The organism is Paraburkholderia atlantica (assembly GCF_009362785.1).
Lineage (GTDB): Bacteria > Pseudomonadota > Gammaproteobacteria > Burkholderiales > Burkholderiaceae > Paraburkholderia > Paraburkholderia atlantica.
Genome location: NZ_WHNQ01000014.1, coordinates 1 through 17541 on the forward strand (window position 1 = coordinate 1; position 17541 = coordinate 17541).

The following is a 17541-nucleotide window of genomic DNA, read 5'->3' on the forward strand; positions in this document are numbered from 1 at the left end:
CCGGTCGGCACGTGGGTGGACGCGGGCCAGGAAATCGCGGACATCGTCGATCCGTTGACGGACCGCGTCGTCACGATCAAAAACACCGTGGCCGGCGTGCTGTACGCGCGGCATCTGGCGCGTTTCGCGACGGCCGGCCTCGAGTTCGCGCGCATCGCCGGCGCAACGCCGTTCCGCAGCGGCGTTGGCGTCAGTTGTCAGTTGCTCAGCAACGAGCCGCTGCGGAACGGCGTTGCGCCGGCGATGCGCGCGAACTCGAGGCCGGCCGTCGCGAAACGCGCCAGATGCCGCGCGTACAGCACGCCGGCCACGGTGTTTTTGATCGTGACGACGCGGTCCGTCAACGGATCGACGATGTCCGCGATTTCCTGGCCCGCGTCCACCCACGTGCCGACCGGGCAGCGATACACGAGCACGCCGCTGATCGGCGCGACGAGCGGCTCGGCGCCCGCGAGCGGCGTGGCCGCGAATTCGAGCGGCGGCAGCGGCGCCGGCTCGCCGTCGACCACGCCGCGCAAGGTCAGATACTCGATGATCGCCTGCGCGTCCTTTTCCGCGTACTCGTGCGACACGTCGCGCTGGCCGCGCAGTTCGATCGTGACCGAGATGCCGCCGTTCGGGATCGGGAAGCGCTCGCCGAAACGGCCGCGCAAATCCGACCAGCAGAAGCTGTGGATCTCGTCGAACGGATTGCCGACCGAGTTCAGCGCGAGCAGCGACGCCTTCGCATCGATGTAGCGCGCGAGCGGCTCGACCTCGGGCCACAGGTCCGGATTCGTATACAGGTGCATCGCGGCTTCCCAGTCGCAATGCAGATCGAGCACCACGTCGGCGTCGTACGAGAGTTTTTGCAGCGCGAGGCGTTGCGAGCCGAGTTCGGTGGTCGGCTGCTGCGCGTCGAGCGCTTCGCGCATCGCCGTGCGGATGGCGGCGCGATTCTCATCGATGTCGCCGGTCAGACGCGACTCGATGATCGGCAGCACGAGTTCCGCGAGGTCGTAGAAGTTGCGGTTGAAGTTCTGCGCGCTGCCGGTTTCGAAGCGCCCGAGCATCTGGCCGAGCAGATGCTGGTTCAGGCCGATCGGATTCGGCACCGGCACGACCACGACTTCGCCGCGCAGCTTGCCCGCGGCTTCGAGCGCGGCCAGCTTGCGGCGCAGCGACCACGACACCAGCATGCCGGGCAGTTCGTCCGCGTGCAGCGACGACTGAATATAGATTTTCTGGCCGCCGCCGGGACCATAGTGGAAACTCGTCAGTTCACGGGCGGTACCAAGCGACGGGGCAATCAACGGATGGGTCTGGGTTTGCATGGTTTTGGCTTCGCGGCCCGTTTGGAGCAGCCGCGCTAGGTAATTGATTGCAAGGGGAAAAATGCGCGCTGGCTGCGCGCGAGGTCCGCGTGCGCGGACTGCGGCCACCTGTCTCCCGGCGACCGCGTGTTGCACGATCTTAGCCGATATGCCGCACCATGTGGCTTCATGTGGCTAGATGTGGAGCCGCAAAACAAAACGGGCTCCGCGTCGCGGAGCCCGTTTCGGACAAGCTGCCGGCGCGCCGTGCGGCGCGCGTGGGCGATTTAGCTGCCGTACACGTCGAAGTCGAAGTACTTCTTCTCGATCTTCTTGTAGGTGCCGTCCTTGATCATGTCGGCGATCGCCTTGTCGACCTTCGCCTTCAGATCGGTGTCTTCCTTGCGCATGCCGATGCCAGCGCCGTTGCCGAGGATCTTCGGATCGTCGAGGTTCTGGCCGACGAACGCGAAGCCTGCACCGCGCGGCGTCTTCAGGAAGCCCTGCTCAGCCTGCACCGCATCTTGCAGCGCTGCGTCGAGACGGCCCGAGATCAGGTCGGCGTAGACCTGGTCCTGGTTCTGATACGGCACGACTTTCGCGCCCTTCGGCTCCCAGTAGGTCTTCGCGTAGGTTTCCTGGATCGTGCCCTGTTCGACGCCAACCGACTTGCCCTTCAGCGATTCAGCGGTCGGCAGGATGCCCGAGCCCTGTTTCGCGACGAGGCGCGTCGGCGTGTTGAACAGCTTCGACGAGAAGGCGACCTGTTCGGCGCGTTGCGGCGTCATCGACATCGACGACAGCACGCCGTCGAACTTCTTCGCCTTCAGTGCCGGGATCATGCCGTCGAAGTCGTTTTCCACCCACACGCACTTCGCACCGACGCGCTTGCAAATTTCGTTGCCGAGGTCGATATCGAAGCCAACGAGCTTGCCGTCCGCGCCTTTCGACTCGAACGGGGGATAGCTGGCATCAACGCCAAAACGGATCGTCGACCAATCTTTAGCGTGTGCGCCAATGGAGACGGTGGCGATCAAGGCAACCGTCAAAGCCGCTAGCAGTTTTTTCACTATTTGTACTCCTCGGTGTAGTTCAATTTCGCCCTCGGCGGTTGTGCCGCCTTGGGACGCCCGGCGCGACTCGCAAACGGGCTTCTGGTCAGGATGCAAGCCGGGGTGGCCTGCAACGCGCGCCAAGCTTATCAGTTCAAAAATATTGGGAAGCTAGTAAAACACCGGATGGCGCAGGAGGAGGCCCTCTAGAGCGACGCTTTCGCCCCAGCCGATGTGACCGGATCGTACACCGTTGGTGGGGTTTGCGTAACGCAGGTGTAATACGCGAGCGGTAATACGGTGGGCCGGCGAGCGTATTCGACTGGTTTTTACGACGGTTTTCTCGCGAGTTCACCGACAACCAGTTTGAAACGCGGGTTTGAAACGTGGACGCATCGTTAAAGCTCGCAGCTGAATTTGCCGTTATTTAACAGCGGTCTCGAGACCATTGGCTTACACGTTATTACCAGCGTCGATATTTTTGCGCGGCCGTTTCGAACCTGTGCAAAAACCAAGGCTTTTGGCGCTATCATCGATGCTCCCTGCGTAGGACGCCGACCGCCCGCGCAGGCGCGGATCGCACCGAAGGAAATCGTCGGACAGCCGTCAGGATTCAAATGCCGCGCGTTTGCGCAAGATCAAAAGGCCTTTCTGCACAACGGTGTTATTCATGCGCACGATGTCGTTCACGGCGAATCAAACAGGCTGTTGCAAACAGACGTTAAAGCGACAAATCGCGAGCGTCGGCGCGCGGGTTCGCGCGGCATTATTGCAGCGCCGTTTTTTTGTTGGCTTTTTGTCGAGAATTACATCGGGATTTACATCGATTGGCGTATCGGGATTTTGGTGCGACGTTTTGCCCCGCGCGTTGCGCGTTCTGACCGGCGCACTGCTGAGCGCGGGTTTCGCCGTGGCCACGCCCGCCGCGGCCGCCGACAAACTGCTGCACGTACTCGCATGGCCCGGCTACGCGGACCCGGATGTCGTGAAGGCGTTCGAAGCGCGCTACGGCGCGAAGGTCGAGGTCACGCTCGTCGATTCCGACGAAGCACTGTGGGCGCAGATGCACAGCAAGGGCGCGCCGCCGTTCGACGTACTCGCCGCCAACACCGCCGAAATCCGCCGCTATACGCAGGCTAATCTGCTCGCGCCGCTCGATCTCGCGAGTCTGCCCAATACGAAGAAGCAGTTGCCGCGTTTCCAGGCGCTCGGCTCGATCGGCGGCCTGACGTCGGCGGGCAAGGTGTACGCGATTCCGTTCACCTATTCGTCGATGGGCCTCATCTACGATCGCAAGCAGATTCCGGTGGCGCCGCATTCGATGCTCGAACTGTGGAACCCGCGCTATCGTGGCAAGGTGCTCGACTTCAATAGCGCGCAGCACAATTTCTCGTTTACCGCGCTCGCGCTCGGCTATCCGCATCCGTTTCAGCTCGACCCCGCGCAGATGCGCACGATCGCGCACAAGCTCGTCGATCTGCGCCGCAATCTGCTGACCTACTACACGCTGCCCGAGGAGGCGACCGCTTTCTTCATCCAGCACAAGGTCGCGCTGATGTTCGGCAACTACGGCACGCAGCAGGTGCAGTTGCTGCGGCGCGCGGGCGCCGACGTCGGCTACGTGATTCCGGACGAAGGCGCGCTCGCGTGGCTCGACTGCTGGTCGATGACGCGCGCGGCGAGCGACCAGCCGCTCGCGCTCGCGTGGATCAACTACATGCTCGAGCCGAGCGTGAGCGCGTTGCTGACACAGCGCCAGGGCCTCGCGAATACGCTGACCGAGCCGGCCGAAGGCAACCCCAACGCGCACATCGTCTGGATCAGTCCGGTCGAGGATATCGACCGCCGTGAGCAGTTGTGGACGCGCATCGTGTCGGGCGACCGTTCGGAGCGCTTCTGATGCTGCATCGCGGCCTGACCTTCAAGCTATCCGTGCTGCTCGCGTGCATCGGCGTGCTGGCGTCGGGCGCGACCGGCTATTACGCGTATCGCGCGAACCGCACGATGCTGGTCAACGAAGCGGAGCACAGCCTGCAGACTTCGACGGAGCTGCTCGGCCAGCGCATTGCCGTATCGATCGACGACGTCGCGGCGGACGCGCTGGTGCTCGCGACGATGCCGTCTTCGGTGAGCGTCGCGCAGACCGACGACGGCATAGGCTCGAACCTCGGCCGCGAGCGGCTCGCGCAGGTGTATTCGAGCTTCATGCTGCACCACCCGGAGTATCTGCAGGTGCGGCTGATCACGCGGCAGCATCACGGGCTCGAGCTGATCCGATTCGATCGCGACAGCGACGGTCTCGTGCGTGTACAGGGCGACGATCTGCAGGAAAAAGCTCAGTTTCCCTACGTATTCGAAACGCTCGCGTTTTCGCCGGGCCGCATCTACACATCGCCGATTTCGGTCAATCACGAATACGGCACGCATGCGGCGCAAGGCAGGCCGACGCTGCGTCTCGGCACGCCGATCGCGGATGCGCGCGGCACGGTGGTCGGCGTCGTCGTCATCGACATCGATCTGGCCGGCATGCTGCGGCGTTTGCAGAGCGATCTGCCGAGCGACTATCAGGTCTATCTGGCGAACGAGTGGGGCGACTTCCTGGTTCATCCTGACGCGTCGAAGACCTTCGGTTTCGACCGCGGCCGGCGCGTGCTGATGCAGGACAGCTTTCCGGTCACGAGGCAGCTGTTCGAGCAGCGGCAGAGCGAAGTGCGCGTCAACGGTCTCGCGAGGCCCGATGAGGCGGAAGGGCGCGTGCTCGCGTTCGTGCGGCGGCCGTTCGGCGGTTCGGAGGGCAATCGCTTCATCGTGCTCGGTCTCGCGAAGCCGCTCGAGGACGTGCTGAGCGGCGCCAATCAGCTCGGCACGCGGATTATCCGCATGGTGCTGGTGTTCAGCGCTTTGTCGCTACTGCTGGCAATTCTGTTCGCGCGGGCGCTGACCAAGCCGCTTCATCTGCTCGCGCATGCGGCGACGCATCTGTTCGCCGAGCACGCGATGCACACGTTGCCGCTCAAACGCACCGACGAAATCGGCGTGCTCGCGCGCTGCTTCGAGCGTTTGCGTCGTGAAATCCACGCGCAGATGGATGCGCTGCACAGCAAGCAAAGCGAGCTCGTGCATCTGGCCTCGCACGACGTGCTGACCGGCTTGCCGAACCGCATGCTGTTCATGCAGAAGCTCGAGAACGCGATCGAGGAGGCAAGGTTCCGCCGCGAAGGCCTAGCGGTGCTGTTCGTCGACCTCGACCGCTTCAAGCAGATCAACGATCAGTTCGGTCACTCCGTTGGCGACAAGGTGCTGGTCGCGGTCGCGCGCCGTCTGAAGGACGTGCTGTATGCCGGGGACGTGGTCGCGCGGCTCGGCGGCGACGAATTCATCGTGCTGATCGAAGGGCGGCGCGCGGCCGAGGTCACGCCCGAAATCGCCGAGCGCATCATGGATGCGCTGAACAAAACGCTGAGCGTCGACGGCAATAGCATGACGGTCGGCGCGAGCATCGGCATCAGCGAGTTCCCGCACGACAGCGGCAATGCCGAGGAACTGCTGCTGAACGCCGATGCCGCGATGTATGCGGCGAAATCGGGTGGCCGTTTCGCGTATCTGCGCTATCAGGATCTGCTTGCCATGCGGCTCTACGAACAGGCCGAGCAGGCCCGGCTTGCCCAGGCGCACGCCGCGCGCGATGCGACCGAGGGGCGCGAGGCGGAGCCCACCGCGTGATGCGGTGTTATCCGCGCCGCTGAGCGTTTTCTATTGCCACGCCGCGATTGCGCCGCGTGCGCCCTTTTTGCTGCAACCTGACAGCCCACTCAGACGATCCGCACCCCGCCGCGATAAGTCGAGCGCGGCACCGGCAGCCTGTCGAGCATCGTCACGCGCACGAGGTCCGCACGCAAGCCCGGCTCGATCGCGCCGCGGTCCGTGAGACCTGCGGTGCGCGCCGGTTCGGCCGAGACCGTTGCCATCGCGCGCGGCAGCGACCAGCCCGCTTTTTCGACGAGATCGAACACCGCGGTCAGCAGGCTCGACGGCACGTAATCCGACGACAGAATATCGAGCAGATCGGCGCGCGCGAGTTCGAGCGCCGACACGTTGCCCGAATGCGAGCCGCCCCTCACGATGTTCGGTGCGCCCATGATGGTCGCGATGCCGTGCTCGCGCGCGGCCTGCGCGGCGATGCGCGTGGTTGGGAATTCAGCCAGCACGATGCCCTCGGCCTTCGCCTGTTCGACGTGCTCGATCAGCGTGTCGTCGTGGCTCGCGACCGGAATGCCGAGGCGCCGGCACCGCGCGACGATCTCGCGGCGATGCTCGTCCGCGTAACGCTCCTGTTCGACCGCGAGTTCGGCGAGCGTGCTCGCGACACGCTCGTCGCTCATCTTGCCGTTGCGCTCCTGGAAGCGGCGCCATTGCTCGCGATCGTGCCATTGGCGCTGCCCCGGCGTATGGTCCATCACCGACGCGAGCCGCAACAGCGGATGCGCGCACAGCGAATCGAATACCTCGAGCACGTCGGCGGTCGCGATCTCGCAGCGCAGATGCAGAAAGTGCTCGGCGCGCAGCAGTCGACGCGTGGACAGCCGCAGCAGCGACTCGGCGCATTGCGTTTGCACGTGGCGGTTACGCAGCCCAACGCTGGAGCGCGAGCCGATCGCGAGCGCGTCGAATACCGTCGTGATGCCGGCGGCGGCCACCTGCGCGTCGTGGATGACGAAGGCCGCGTCGGTATTCCATTCGACGCCGGGACGCGGCACGAGGTGCTTCTCGAGATTATCCGTATGCAGTTCGATCAGACCGGGCAGCAGATAATCGCCGTCCCAGTCTTCGGCGTTGCGCGCCGAACTCGCGCCGCGTTCGACGTCGCGAATCACGCCGTCTTCCACGCGCACGGTGCCAATGAATTCTTCATCTCGCGTCACGATGCGAGCGTTGCTGATCAACATCGACTTGCTCCGTAGTCAGTCGGGACTGGTGTCAATTTAGTGGCGCAGCGGCGGCCGCAGTTCCAGGCGGCGCGTCGCGACCTTGTTGCGAGTCTCTTCGTCGTGAAAGATACCAACGATCGCGGCGCCGCGCTCGCGCGCCTCGACGATCAGATCGGCCACAACGTCGCGGTTTTCGGCATCGAGAGAAGCAGTCGGTTCGTCGAGCAGCAACAGCGGATGTTCGGCGATCAAACCTCGCGCAATGTTCACGCGCTGCTGCTCGCCGCCCGAAAACGTCGCGGGAGCGAGCGACCACAGACGTTCCGGCACGTTGAGCCGCGCGAGCAATTCAGCGGCGCGCGCATTTGCTTCGGGTTCCGCGATGCCGTGCAGCACCAGCGGCTCGGCGACGAGCGCAAGCGTCGGCACGCGCGGAATCACGCGCAAAAACTGGCTCACATAGCCGACTACGCTTCGGCGCAGACGCAGCACGTCCCGCGGTTCGGCGCCCGTGATCGTGACGGGCCGGCCCTGATCGCTGGTGTCGCGAATCGCGATCGAGCCGGTGCTCGCCAGATAGTTGCCGTACAGACAGCGCAGCAGCGTGCTTTTGCCCGCGCCCGACGGCCCGACCAGCACCACGCATTCACCGCGCTCGACTTCGAGCGATACGTTCGCGAGCGCGTCGATCCGCGCACCGCCCTGGCCGTGCAGCGTGAAAGTCTTGCCGATGCCGGTGGCGCGCAGCATCAGCGCCGCGTTGTCGGCGAAAGCGCGCTCGCCGTGACGTGCAGCGCTGCCCGCATCAGTTACTACTGCAGTGGATTGCATTGTGAGCCTCAAACCGGCAGAACCGAGGAAACCAGCGTTTGCGTATAAGGGTGCTGCGGATCGTCGAGCACCTGGTCGGTCAGACCCGCTTCGACGACTTCGCCCGCCTGCATCACCATCAGCCGATGCGCGAGCAGACGCGCGACGCCGATATCGTGCGTGACGATCAGCACCGACAGATGCAGCGTCGAGGTCAGCGTGCGCAGCAGATCGAGCAGACGCGCCTGCACGGACACGTCGAGACCGGCGGTCGGTTCGTCCATGAACACCAGACGCGGACCGGTGACGAGATTGCGCGCAATCTGCAGACGTTGCTGCATACCGCCCGAAAAGGCGGCGGGGAATTCGTCGATGCGCATTGGGTCGAGTTCGACGCGCTCCATCCATTGCGTGGCCGTGCGGCGAATCTCGCCGTAGTGGCGCGCGCCGACCGCCATCAATGGCTCGCCGATATTGGCGCCGGCCGATACGCCGCTGCGCAGGCCGTCGCGCGGATTCTGCTGCACGAAGCCCCATTCGGTGCGCATCAGCAGACGGCGGCGCGGCTCCGACAGCGCGCGCAGATCGAGTGAATCGCCGTGCGACGCGGTGTAGTGCAGCGAGCCGCTATCGGCCTCGGTCTTCAGCGCCAGCGTGTTGAGCAGCGTGGTCTTGCCCGAGCCCGATTCGCCGACGATGCACAGCACTTCGCCCGGATACAGATCGAAGCTCACGTTGCGGCAACCGTTGCGGCCGCCATATTGTTTGGTGAGCGCGCGGGCGCTCAGAAGCGGCGTCATGCGGATTCTCCTTCGCGCGTGGCGTGGGGCAGCGCTGCTTGCGGTTCGATCTCGCCGTCGCCGCGCCGCTCGTGACAGTAGTCGCTATCCGAGCAAACGAACATGCGCGTGCCGGCGTCGTCGACGATCATCTCGTCGAGAAAGCTTTCCTTCGATCCGCACAACGCGCACGCGTGCTGCCACTTCTGCACTTCGAACGGATGATCGTCGAAGTCGAGACTGCGCACCGGCGTATAAGGCGGAATCGCGTGAATGCGGCGCTCGCGGCCCGCGCCGAACAGTTGCAGCGCGGCGTTCATATGCATCTTCGGATTGTCGAACTTCGGGATCGGCGACGGCGACGTCAGATAGCGATGATTGACGATCACCGGATAGTCGTACGTGGTCGCGATGCTGCCGTGATGCACGATGTCCTCGTACAGCTTCACGCTGATCAGCCCGTAATCGGCGAGCGCATGCAGCTTCTTGCATTCGGCGACGCGCGGTTCGAGCCGGAACAGCGGCTCGGGCATCGGCACCTGATAGACGAGGATCTGCTGCTCGGTCAGCGGCGTTTCGGGAATCCGGTGCCGCGTCTGGATGATCGTCGCCTCGCTCGTGTGCCGGGTGGTTGCCACGCCCGTGGTGCGCGCGAAGAAGCGGCGGATATTGACGGCATTGGTGGTTTCGTCGGAGCCCTGATCGATGACCTTCAGCGTGTCCGTCTTGCCGATGATCGCGGCCGTCACCTGGATGCCGCCGGTACCCCAGCCGTACGGCAAAGGCATTTCGCGCGATGCGAACGGCACCTGGTAGCCCGGCACGGCGACTGCCTTCAGCAGCGCGCGGCGCAGCATGCGCTTGGTCTGCTCGTCGAGATACGCGAAGTTGTAGCCGTGTGCGGCGCTGTCGTATGACGTGTTTGCAACGGCGGTGTCGGGCGCGTTCATGCTGCTTGCTCCTTGTCGGTGGCGTTGCCTGATTCATCGATGCTGTGGTGCTGCGCGCGCAAGCGCCGCACCAGTTCCAGCTCCGCCTGGAAGTCGACGTAATGCGGCAGCTTCAGGTGCTGCACGAAGCCCGACGCCTCGACGTTATCGCTATGCGACAGCATGAATTCGATGTCCTGCGTCGGCGACGCGAGCGTCTCGCCGAGTTCTTCTGCCCGCAGTGCGCGATCGACCAGCGCCATCGCCATCGCCTTGCGCTCCGAGTGGCCGAACGCGAGACCATAGCCCTGCGTGAAGGTGGGCGGCACCGCGCTGCTGCCCGCGAACTGGTTGATCATCTGGCATTCGGTAACGTCGATATCGCCGATGTCGACCGCTTCGCCGAGTTCGTCGAGGTCCATTTCGACCGCGATCGTGCCGAAGCGGATCTCGCCCGCGAACGGATGCGAGTGCGCGTAGCCGCGTTGCGTCGCATAGCCCATTGCGAGCAGAAAGCCTTCGTCGCCACGCGCGAGGTTTTGCAGACGCGTCGCGCGGCTCGCCGGAAACGCCAGCGGTTCGCGCGACAGATCGCCGGGTTCCGCGCCATCCGGTGTTGGGCGCTCCTGTTCGATCAGCCCTTCCTTGTCGAGCAGCGACACGACGCGCGGCATCGCTTCCGGCGCGGGCGGTTCTTGCGAAACCGGCGCATGGCCTCGCGTCACGTACTGCCGCGTGTCGTCGCCATCGGCGAGCAACGCGAAATCGAGCAGACGCTGCGTGTAGTCGTAGGTCGCGCCGAGCAGCTGGCCGCCGGGCACGTCCTTGAAGGTTGCCGAGATGCGCCGCTCGACCTGCATCGTTTCGGTATCGATGGCGCGCGTATAGCCGAAGCGCGGCAACGTGGTGCGATACGCGCGCAGCAGGAAGATCGCCTCGACCAGATCGCCGGCCGCCTGCTTGATTGCGAGCGCGGCAAGCTCCTCGTCGTAGACCGAGCCTTCGGTCATCACACGCGCGACCGCGAGCCGCAACTGCTCGCGAATCTGCGCGACGCTCAGTTCGGCGATCTGCTTATCGCCGCGGCGCGCTTTGTCGAGCAGGCGCCACGACGCTTCGATCGCGCGCTCTCCACCTTTGACGGCAACGTACATCAGTTCACCTTCGCTTCAGTTGTGCGCGGCAGGCCGATCACGCGGGGGCCGCACACCAGATAACAGTCGATGCCGCATGGAAACAGCGGCGCGAGCATCGCGCGTTCTTGCCAGAACCGCGCGGGAAGACCGACCGGCGAAATCGTTTGAGTGTCCAGAATGCCGGGGCCGCTCAGCGTGACCGGTGCGCCGCCCGTCAGCGCGTCGACGCGGATCAGCAGCGTGGCCGATTGCTCGGGCGACTCGGCGCTGCCGGGCGCGAAGCTTTCGAGCGACGGCAATGCGTCGGCATCGTGCACATAGACGAAGGCGGCGTCGCCGGGCGCATCGACGAGCGGCGCGCCGGTATGAAAACGCACCGCCGACGCGAGCGCCGTATCAGGCTGCGCGAGCCAGACCGGTGTCGCGTAGTCGCAAAGCGTCAGCAGCGCAGCGAAGGCGGCGGGTTCGACCGGCGTGTTGCGCAACTCGGGCAGCACGTCACGAATCACGCCGATCGTGCCGGGGCGCGACAACGCGTCGAGCAGCATGCGAAACACGGCCTGGGTGTCGTGGACCGGGTCCGCGAAACCCGGCGTCAGCGTGGACAACGCAATCGGTGAATGTTCCATCAGTCGCCTCGCACCATCGTGAAGAATTCGACGCGCGTCGCCGCGGCGTCCTGCTGCTGTTGCTCGCGCCGTGCCTTCTGTTGCGCGGCGAACGGCTCGATCAATTGACGATGCAGGCTGTCGTGATGCTCGGGCATCTGTAGCAACGCATCGGCGAGCGCCGCAAGTTCGGCGCGACGGCGGTCACGTCCCAGATGGCAGGCGACGCCGACGGTGGCCTCGGCTTCGCCGCTGGCATGCAGACGCAGCGTGGCGCGCGTGACCGTCGCTTCGCCGAGATTGAAAGGATCGCCGCTGCCGCCGATGCGCCCCCGCACCATCGCGAGGCCGATTTCAGGGGGGCGAAGCCAGTCATAGGCGGGGATAGATTGATCTTGCAGCGCGCGCTGCAGCGCCGCTTCGAGGTCGGCGCGCGGCGTGCGGGCCAGCACGGCCATCCAGGCGCGCCGCGCCGCCGAAGACACGGCGGGCAACGGCGCAGAGGGCGGAACGGAACTCGGGCTCATCGGATTTCCTGTCGATCCAGCGAGTGGACATTGGAGCATCTATTCATCTAAACGTCTAGACGTTTACAGGCGTAGTTGTCTGGACTGTGGTGCGCGGCGGACGTTTCATATTTCCATCATGGCTTGCGCACTACAATGCACGACATGGCGATCATTTGAACCGAAGGGAATGACAGCACCATGACATCGAACGACAGCGCGCCGCCGGCCACGATGCTCGAACGCGGCGCGGGCGTGGCCGTCTGGAGACAGATCGAACAGATTCTCGCCGCCGAGATCGCGGCGAGCGGATTCGGGGAAGAAGGGCGGCTGCCGAGCGAGGGTGAGCTGGCGAAGCGCTTCGACGTCAACCGTCACACGGTGCGTCGCGCGATGCTCGGCCTCGCAGCGCTCGGCCTCGTCAGCGTCGAGCAGGGGCGCGGCACGTTCGTGCAGCCTGGCGCGATCGACTATTCGATCGGCCGTCGCACGCGTTTCACCGAAAACCTGCGTCAACAACATCACTCGCCCGGCGGCACGATGCTGTCGGGCGCGCGTGTGAAAGCCGAGCCCAGCGTCGCGAAGGCACTGGGTCTGCGCGCGGGCGCGGCAGTCTATCGGATCGAATCGCTGAACGAGTCAGACGGCGTGCCGCTTACGTTCGCGCGCAGCTGGTTTCCGGCCGCGCGTTTTCCGGAGCTGCCGGAGGTCGTGCAACGCCTCGGCGGTACGACGAAGGCGCTGGCCGAATTCGGCGTGGACGATTATCTGCGCAAGTGGAGCCGCATCGGCAGCGTACTGCCCGAGCCTGAGGTCGCGCGGCGGCTCAACATCAACCGTCAGCAGCCGGTGCTATGGGTCGAGAACGTCGACGTCGATCTGCAAGGCGCGCCGGTCAAATACGGCTTCACGCATTTCGCGGCCGACCGCGTGCAACTGCTCGTGGAGCATGACCTGTGAGTGGCCCCGCATGGAGTGACGACGCGCGCTTTGCGCTGTACTACGCGCCGTCGTGTGAATCGGCGTGGTGGCAGGCCGGCTCGACATGGCTCGGCCGCGATGCGCGAAGCGGCGAGCGCTGCGCGCAGCCGCAGCCGCCTGGCCTGACGCGCCCGCTCGCCGCGTTGACCGACTCGCCGCGCCGCTATGGCTGGCATGGCACGCTGATCGCCCCGTTCCGGCTCGGCGCCGGCGTCACACAGCAAGATGTGCTTGCGGGCGCGCGCGCGTGGGCGCTCGCGCAGCAGCCGTTCGCGTTGCCGGTGGAAGCGGCCACGCTGGGCGACTTCGTCGCATTGCGACCGGCCGATGCCGATGGCGAGACGCGCATTTGCGAGCTCGCGTCGAACGCGCTGGAGTCGCTAGACGGGCTGCGCGCGCGACCGTCTGCGGCCGATCTCGAGCGCCGGCTCGCCGCGCCGCTCAGCGAACGGCAGCGTGCGTTGCTGCTGCAATGGGGCTATCCGTACGTGTTCGAAGAGTTCCGTTTTCATATGACGCTGTCCAGTTCGCTCGCCGATGCCGACGAGCGCGCGACGCTGCTCGCATGGTGGCGTGAGCGCACGCCCGCGCTCGGGCCGCTGGCTGTCGATCAGGCCGCGCTGTTCGTCGAGCCGGCGCCAGGCGAGCCGTTCGTGCTGTGGCAGCCACTGCCGTTTAGCGACGGCGCGCAACACGGCGATCGCAGCGACGAGCAGCAAGACGAGGTAAGCAGCCAATGACTGGGCGTTTGATCTATGTGATGGGGCCGTCTGGCGCAGGCAAGGATTCGCTGCTGCAGTTCGCGCGCACACGGCTCGCCGGCGAGCCGGTCGTGTTCGCGCATCGTTACATCACGCGGCCGAGCGGCCATGGCGAAGTGCATGTCGCACTGAGCGTCGAGGAGTTCGCCGCGCGCTCGGTGCTGGGCCTGTTCGCGCTCGAATGGTCGAGCCATTCGCTGCGCTATGGCATCGGCATCGAACTCGATGCGTGGCTGGCGCGCGGCTGCACGGTGGTCGTCAACGGCTCGCGGCAGTACCTGCAGCGTGCGCTCGCGCGCTATCCACGCGCTGAAGTGGTGCACGTGAGCGCCGCGCCGCATATTCTCGAAGCGCGGCTCGGCGCGCGGGCGCGCGAATCGTCGGAGCAGGTCGCGGCACGGCTCGCGCGGCGCGCGCCGTTTGCGTTGCCGGCCGGCGTGCGCTGCACGACGATCGATAACTCCGGCACGCTCGAAGAAGCGGGGCACGCGTTGATCACGGTGCTCAAGGAGCAGGTGAGCGTGTAACGCAGCCACGCGGCCTTACTGCACGCCTCCCATCCGCTCCCGCGTGACCTGCCGCAAACATGCGACGAACTGCTGAACGGCCGGCGTCGGCAGCAGATCGCGTCGCGAGATGATGCTCAGATCGTAGTTCGGCAGCGCGTCTTCGATCTGCGCGACGCAAATGCCGAGCGGCGCGACCCGCTGCGCAAGCGGCCGCGTGAAGCAGCTGATCACGTCGGTCTGCGATACGAGGCCGAGCGTCACCGCAAACGACGACGGCGCGCGCAGCAGCCGCTTCGGCAGCGGCAGACCATGCGTGCTGAACATCGCCATCATCACGCTGTGCGGGAAGTGATCGGCGCCGACCGTGACGATCCACTCGGCGTCGAGCAGCTCGGACAGACGCGTGACGTTCGCGAGCGGATGCCCGGCGCGCATCGTGACGACGAACTGCGTCGAGTACAGCGGCACCTGCACCAGATCGTTATCCAATGCCAGAACGTGATGGATCGCCGCGAGATCGAGTGTGCCGTTGCGCAGACGCGCGAGCGCATCGGGCACCGTCACTTCCTCCAGATGCAGACTCACGAGCGGCATCTTCTCGCGAAAGCTCGATACCGCATGCGGCAGCACCGTCAGCGCGAGCGATGGCATCGTGCCGACGCTGACCTTGCCGGCCAGCTCCCCCTTCACCTGCTCGACGGCCTCGACGGTGCGGCGCATGTCGCCTAGCAACTGCTCGGCTCGCGGCAACAGCGCGAGCCCGCATGCGGTTAGCTCGATGCCGCGCACGCTGCGCACCATCAGCTCCGCATTGAGCGCGCTTTCCAGCTCGCGAATCGTATGCGTGACGGCCGGCTGCGTGACGCCGAGCTCACGCGCGGCGGCGCGCAGACTGCGGTGATGCGCGGCGGCGACGAAAGCCTGCAACTGCTGCGGTTTCATCAGGGTAACCCCGTATATAAGAGCTGTTAATCAGGGTAAAAAAAATAGCATCTTATTCGAACAAAACGGCATGGATATAGTGCGAGGCTACTCACTGGAGCCATGCAAACTATGAACGAGACCCCGCGTTTGACCGAAGTGTCCGATCTGGAACCTGCCGCCGCGAGCCTGCGCGAGATTCGCCATCACATTCACCGCCATCCCGAGCTCGCATACGAGGAAGTGCGGACTGCGGCGCTCGTCGCGGAAAAACTCGAACAGTGGGGCTGGCAGGTCACGCGCGGGGTCGGCAAGACCGGCGTGGTCGGCACGCTGAAAGTGGGCGACGGTAAGCGCAGCATCGGCATTCGCGCGGACATGGACGCGCTGCCGATCCTCGAACAGACGGGCTTACCGTACGCGAGCGGCACCCACGGCAAGATGCACGCGTGTGGCCATGATGGTCACACGACGATCCTGCTCGGTGCCGCGCAACGTCTCGCGGCCACGCGCAATTTCTCGGGCACCGTGCATCTGTATTTCCAGCCGGCCGAAGAAAGCGGCGTCGACAGCGGCGCGCTGAAGATGATCAACGACGGCCTGTTCGAGCGCTTCCCGTGCGACGCCGTGTTCGGCTTGCACAACCATCCGGGCGCGGAGCCCGGCATGCTGCTGTTTCGCAAGGGGCCGTTCATGTCGGCGGGGGACAAGGCGACCATCACGATCGAAGGCGTCGGCGGCCATGCGGCGCGTCCGCATCTGACCGTCGATCCGGTCGTGATCGCCGCGAGCATCGTGATGGCGCTGCAGACGATCGTCGCGCGCAATGTCGATCCGTCGCAGCCGGCGGTGGTGACGGTGGGCTCGATGCATGCGGGCACCGCGAACAACGTGATTTCGAGCAGCGCACGGCTCGAACTGAGCGTGCGCTCGTTCAGCCCGGAAGTGCGTGAGTTGCTGAAGCAGCGCATCACGGAGCTGGCCGAGTCGCAGGCCGCGAGCTATGGCGGCAAGGCGCACGTGGAGTACATCGAAGGGTATCCGGTCGTCATCAACACGGACGCCGAAACGGATTTCGCGGTGCAGGTCGCGCGCGAGCTGGTCGGCGACGACAAGGTGGTCGAGCAGACCGACATCCTGATGGGCAGCGAGGACTTCGCATTCATGCTGCAGAAGCGGCCGGGCACGTTTCTGCGCATTGGCAACGGCGTCGGCGAGGACGGCTGCATGGTGCACAACCCGCACTACGACTTCAACGACCGCAGCCTGCCGATCGGCGCGGCGTTCTGGGCGCGGCTGGTGGAGCGCTATCTCGCGCAGTGAGCGATAAGAGTAAATGCCGCAGCGCGCAGCAAACGCGCGCTCGGTGGCTGATACCCGCACGGCCAGAACCGCGACGCCGGTCGGCCAGGTAGCCGCATGCGTCAGCCGCGCCGCGCGACCATCTCCGAGACCGTCTGCGCGGCTTGCTGCAGCGGCTCCAGAAACGCCTTCACCATCTGTTTGGCGGAATTGCGCTGCGCGTTGCCGCTGATGTTCATCGCTGCAATCACGCGGCCCTGGCGATTGCGAATCGGCGCTGACAGCGAGATCAAACCGCCTTCGAGCTCCTGATCGACGATCGCCCACCCCTGGCGACGCACCTGCTCGATCACCTTCTTCAACTCTTCCTTGTCGGTGATGGTGCGCGGCGTGTGCGCATAGAGCGGCGACGAGTTCAGCGTCGCGTCGAGCGTTTCCTCGTCGAGCGAGGCGAGCAGCACGCGGCCCATCGATGTGCAGTACGCAGGCAGGCGGCTGCCGATCGACAGGTTGATCGTCATGATCTTGTGAGTCGGCACGCGCAGCACGTAGACGATCTCGGTGCGATCGAGCACGGCCGCCGAGCAGCTTTCGTGCACCTGTGCCGACAGGCTCTCCATCACCGGTTCGGCGAGATTCCAGAACGGCATCGAGGTCAGGTACGCGAAGCCGAGGTCGAGAATCTTCGGCGTCAGACGGAACAGGCGACCCTCGGCTTCCACGTAGCCCAGCGTTTGCAGCGTCAGCAGAATCCGGCGTGCGCCGGCGCGCGTGAGGCCGGTCGCCGCGGCGACGTCGGTGAGCGTCTGTTCGGGGCGCGTCGCGTCGAACGCGCGGATAACCGCGAGGCCCCGCGCGAAAGACTGCACGTACGAGTCGCCCGGTTTCTCCGGGGCCGGTTCGACGTTGGCGGGCGCGACGGAAGACGGCGGCAGGGCTTTGCTCATGGACCTTGATCGTGGTTGCAAAAGAGTGCGCGCGGAGGACACGCGACGCGCCTTCGTTTCGATGCGGCGCTGCGTTTTGC

Annotated in this window: 17 protein-coding genes and 1 pseudogene; 7 read left to right on the forward strand and 11 right to left on the reverse strand. The window is 65.2% G+C overall.

The features are described 5' to 3' along the window. A pseudogene (locus tag GCT19_RS20265) lies at positions 1 to 183 on the forward strand (succinylglutamate desuccinylase); the annotation flags it as partial. 14 nt (positions 184 to 197) lie between these two features. Here the strand turns inward: GCT19_RS20265 and GCT19_RS20270 are convergent. Next, entirely contained in the window at positions 198 to 1313 is a 1116-nt protein-coding gene (locus GCT19_RS20270) for a succinylglutamate desuccinylase/aspartoacylase family protein (protein WP_152852931.1), read from the reverse strand. A 266-nt stretch (positions 1314 to 1579) separates the two neighbouring features. Then, positions 1580 to 2362 (reverse strand): ABC transporter substrate-binding protein, encoded by a 783-nt coding sequence (locus GCT19_RS20275; RefSeq protein ID WP_013091296.1) that lies wholly within the window; start codon positions 2360 to 2362, stop codon positions 1580 to 1582. An 838-nt stretch (positions 2363 to 3200) separates the two neighbouring features. Here GCT19_RS20275 and GCT19_RS20280 point away from each other — a divergent pair. Together GCT19_RS20280 and GCT19_RS20285 are read left to right on the forward strand one after the other, a co-directional pair. Next, a complete protein-coding gene (locus GCT19_RS20280) occupies positions 3201 to 4244 on the forward strand; it encodes an extracellular solute-binding protein (protein ID WP_018433615.1) in 1044 nt (347 codons plus the stop codon). After that, entirely contained in the window at positions 4244 to 6067 is a 1824-nt protein-coding gene (locus GCT19_RS20285) for a GGDEF domain-containing protein (protein ID WP_152852932.1), read from the forward strand. The genes GCT19_RS20280 and GCT19_RS20285 overlap by 1 nt, the downstream gene beginning before the upstream one ends. Positions 6068 to 6156: 89 nt before the next feature. On the opposite strand, the gene GCT19_RS20290 is transcribed toward GCT19_RS20285, so the two are convergent. Genes GCT19_RS20290 through phnG form a run of 7 tightly spaced genes read right to left on the reverse strand, consistent with a single transcriptional unit; the run spans position 6157 to position 12061 of the window. After that, positions 6157 to 7290 carry an alpha-D-ribose 1-methylphosphonate 5-triphosphate diphosphatase gene (locus GCT19_RS20290; RefSeq protein ID WP_152852933.1) on the reverse strand — a complete coding sequence of 378 codons (1134 nt, stop codon included), beginning with the start codon at positions 7288 to 7290 and terminating at the stop codon, positions 6157 to 6159. Positions 7291 to 7326: 36 nt separating this feature from the next. Continuing rightward, positions 7327 to 8103, reverse strand: a complete 777-nt coding sequence (phnL, locus tag GCT19_RS20295; RefSeq protein ID WP_013091300.1) for a phosphonate C-P lyase system protein PhnL — start codon at positions 8101 to 8103, stop codon at positions 7327 to 7329. 8 nt (positions 8104 to 8111) lie between these two features. Further along, positions 8112 to 8882, reverse strand: coding sequence for a phosphonate C-P lyase system protein PhnK (gene phnK, locus GCT19_RS20300; protein ID WP_018433611.1), 771 nt, complete (start codon positions 8880 to 8882; stop codon positions 8112 to 8114). Beyond that, entirely contained in the window at positions 8879 to 9811 is a 933-nt protein-coding gene (locus GCT19_RS20305; RefSeq protein WP_152852934.1) for an alpha-D-ribose 1-methylphosphonate 5-phosphate C-P-lyase PhnJ, read from the reverse strand. Before GCT19_RS20305 ends, phnK begins: the two co-directional genes overlap by 4 nt. Next, on the reverse strand, positions 9808 to 10944 hold the full coding sequence (locus GCT19_RS20310; protein WP_018433609.1) for a carbon-phosphorus lyase complex subunit PhnI: 1137 nt from the start codon (positions 10942 to 10944) through the stop codon (positions 9808 to 9810). Before GCT19_RS20310 ends, GCT19_RS20305 begins: the two co-directional genes overlap by 4 nt. Beyond that, on the reverse strand, positions 10944 to 11555 hold the full coding sequence (phnH, locus tag GCT19_RS20315; protein ID WP_152852935.1) for a phosphonate C-P lyase system protein PhnH: 612 nt from the start codon (positions 11553 to 11555) through the stop codon (positions 10944 to 10946). The genes GCT19_RS20310 and phnH overlap by 1 nt, the downstream gene beginning before the upstream one ends. Continuing rightward, complete coding sequence (gene phnG / locus GCT19_RS20320) at positions 11555 to 12061, reverse strand: phosphonate C-P lyase system protein PhnG (protein ID WP_152852936.1); 507 nt, start codon at positions 12059 to 12061, stop codon at positions 11555 to 11557. The genes phnH and phnG overlap by 1 nt, the downstream gene beginning before the upstream one ends. Positions 12062 to 12241: 180 nt before the next feature. Between phnG and phnF the strand changes: the two genes are divergently transcribed. The 3 genes from phnF to phnN are packed head-to-tail and all read left to right on the forward strand — an operon-like array spanning position 12242 to position 14309. After that, on the forward strand, positions 12242 to 13000 hold the full coding sequence (gene phnF, locus GCT19_RS20325; RefSeq protein WP_018433606.1) for a phosphonate metabolism transcriptional regulator PhnF: 759 nt from the start codon (positions 12242 to 12244) through the stop codon (positions 12998 to 13000). Beyond that, the gene (locus GCT19_RS20330) at positions 12997 to 13761 is read left to right on the forward strand and encodes a DUF1045 domain-containing protein (protein ID WP_321576840.1); all 765 of its coding nucleotides are present in this window, start codon (positions 12997 to 12999) and stop codon (positions 13759 to 13761) included. The genes phnF and GCT19_RS20330 overlap by 4 nt, the downstream gene beginning before the upstream one ends. Further along, complete coding sequence (phnN, locus tag GCT19_RS20335; protein ID WP_018433604.1) at positions 13758 to 14309, forward strand: phosphonate metabolism protein/1,5-bisphosphokinase (PRPP-forming) PhnN; 552 nt, start codon at positions 13758 to 13760, stop codon at positions 14307 to 14309. Before GCT19_RS20330 ends, phnN begins: the two co-directional genes overlap by 4 nt. Positions 14310 to 14324: 15 nt before the next feature. On the opposite strand, the gene GCT19_RS20340 is transcribed toward phnN, so the two are convergent. After that, entirely contained in the window at positions 14325 to 15233 is a 909-nt protein-coding gene (locus tag GCT19_RS20340; RefSeq protein WP_018433603.1) for a LysR family transcriptional regulator, read from the reverse strand. 111 nt (positions 15234 to 15344) lie between these two features. Here GCT19_RS20340 and GCT19_RS20345 point away from each other — a divergent pair, with 111 nt between their 5' ends. Continuing rightward, entirely contained in the window at positions 15345 to 16535 is a 1191-nt protein-coding gene (locus GCT19_RS20345) for a M20 aminoacylase family protein (RefSeq protein ID WP_152852937.1), read from the forward strand. A gap of 101 nt (positions 16536 to 16636) precedes the next feature. Here the strand turns inward: GCT19_RS20345 and GCT19_RS20350 are convergent, their stop codons facing one another. Beyond that, positions 16637 to 17461 carry an IclR family transcriptional regulator gene (locus GCT19_RS20350; protein ID WP_013091311.1) on the reverse strand — a complete coding sequence of 275 codons (825 nt, stop codon included), beginning with the start codon at positions 17459 to 17461 and terminating at the stop codon, positions 16637 to 16639. Positions 17462 to 17541 lie beyond the last annotated feature (80 nt).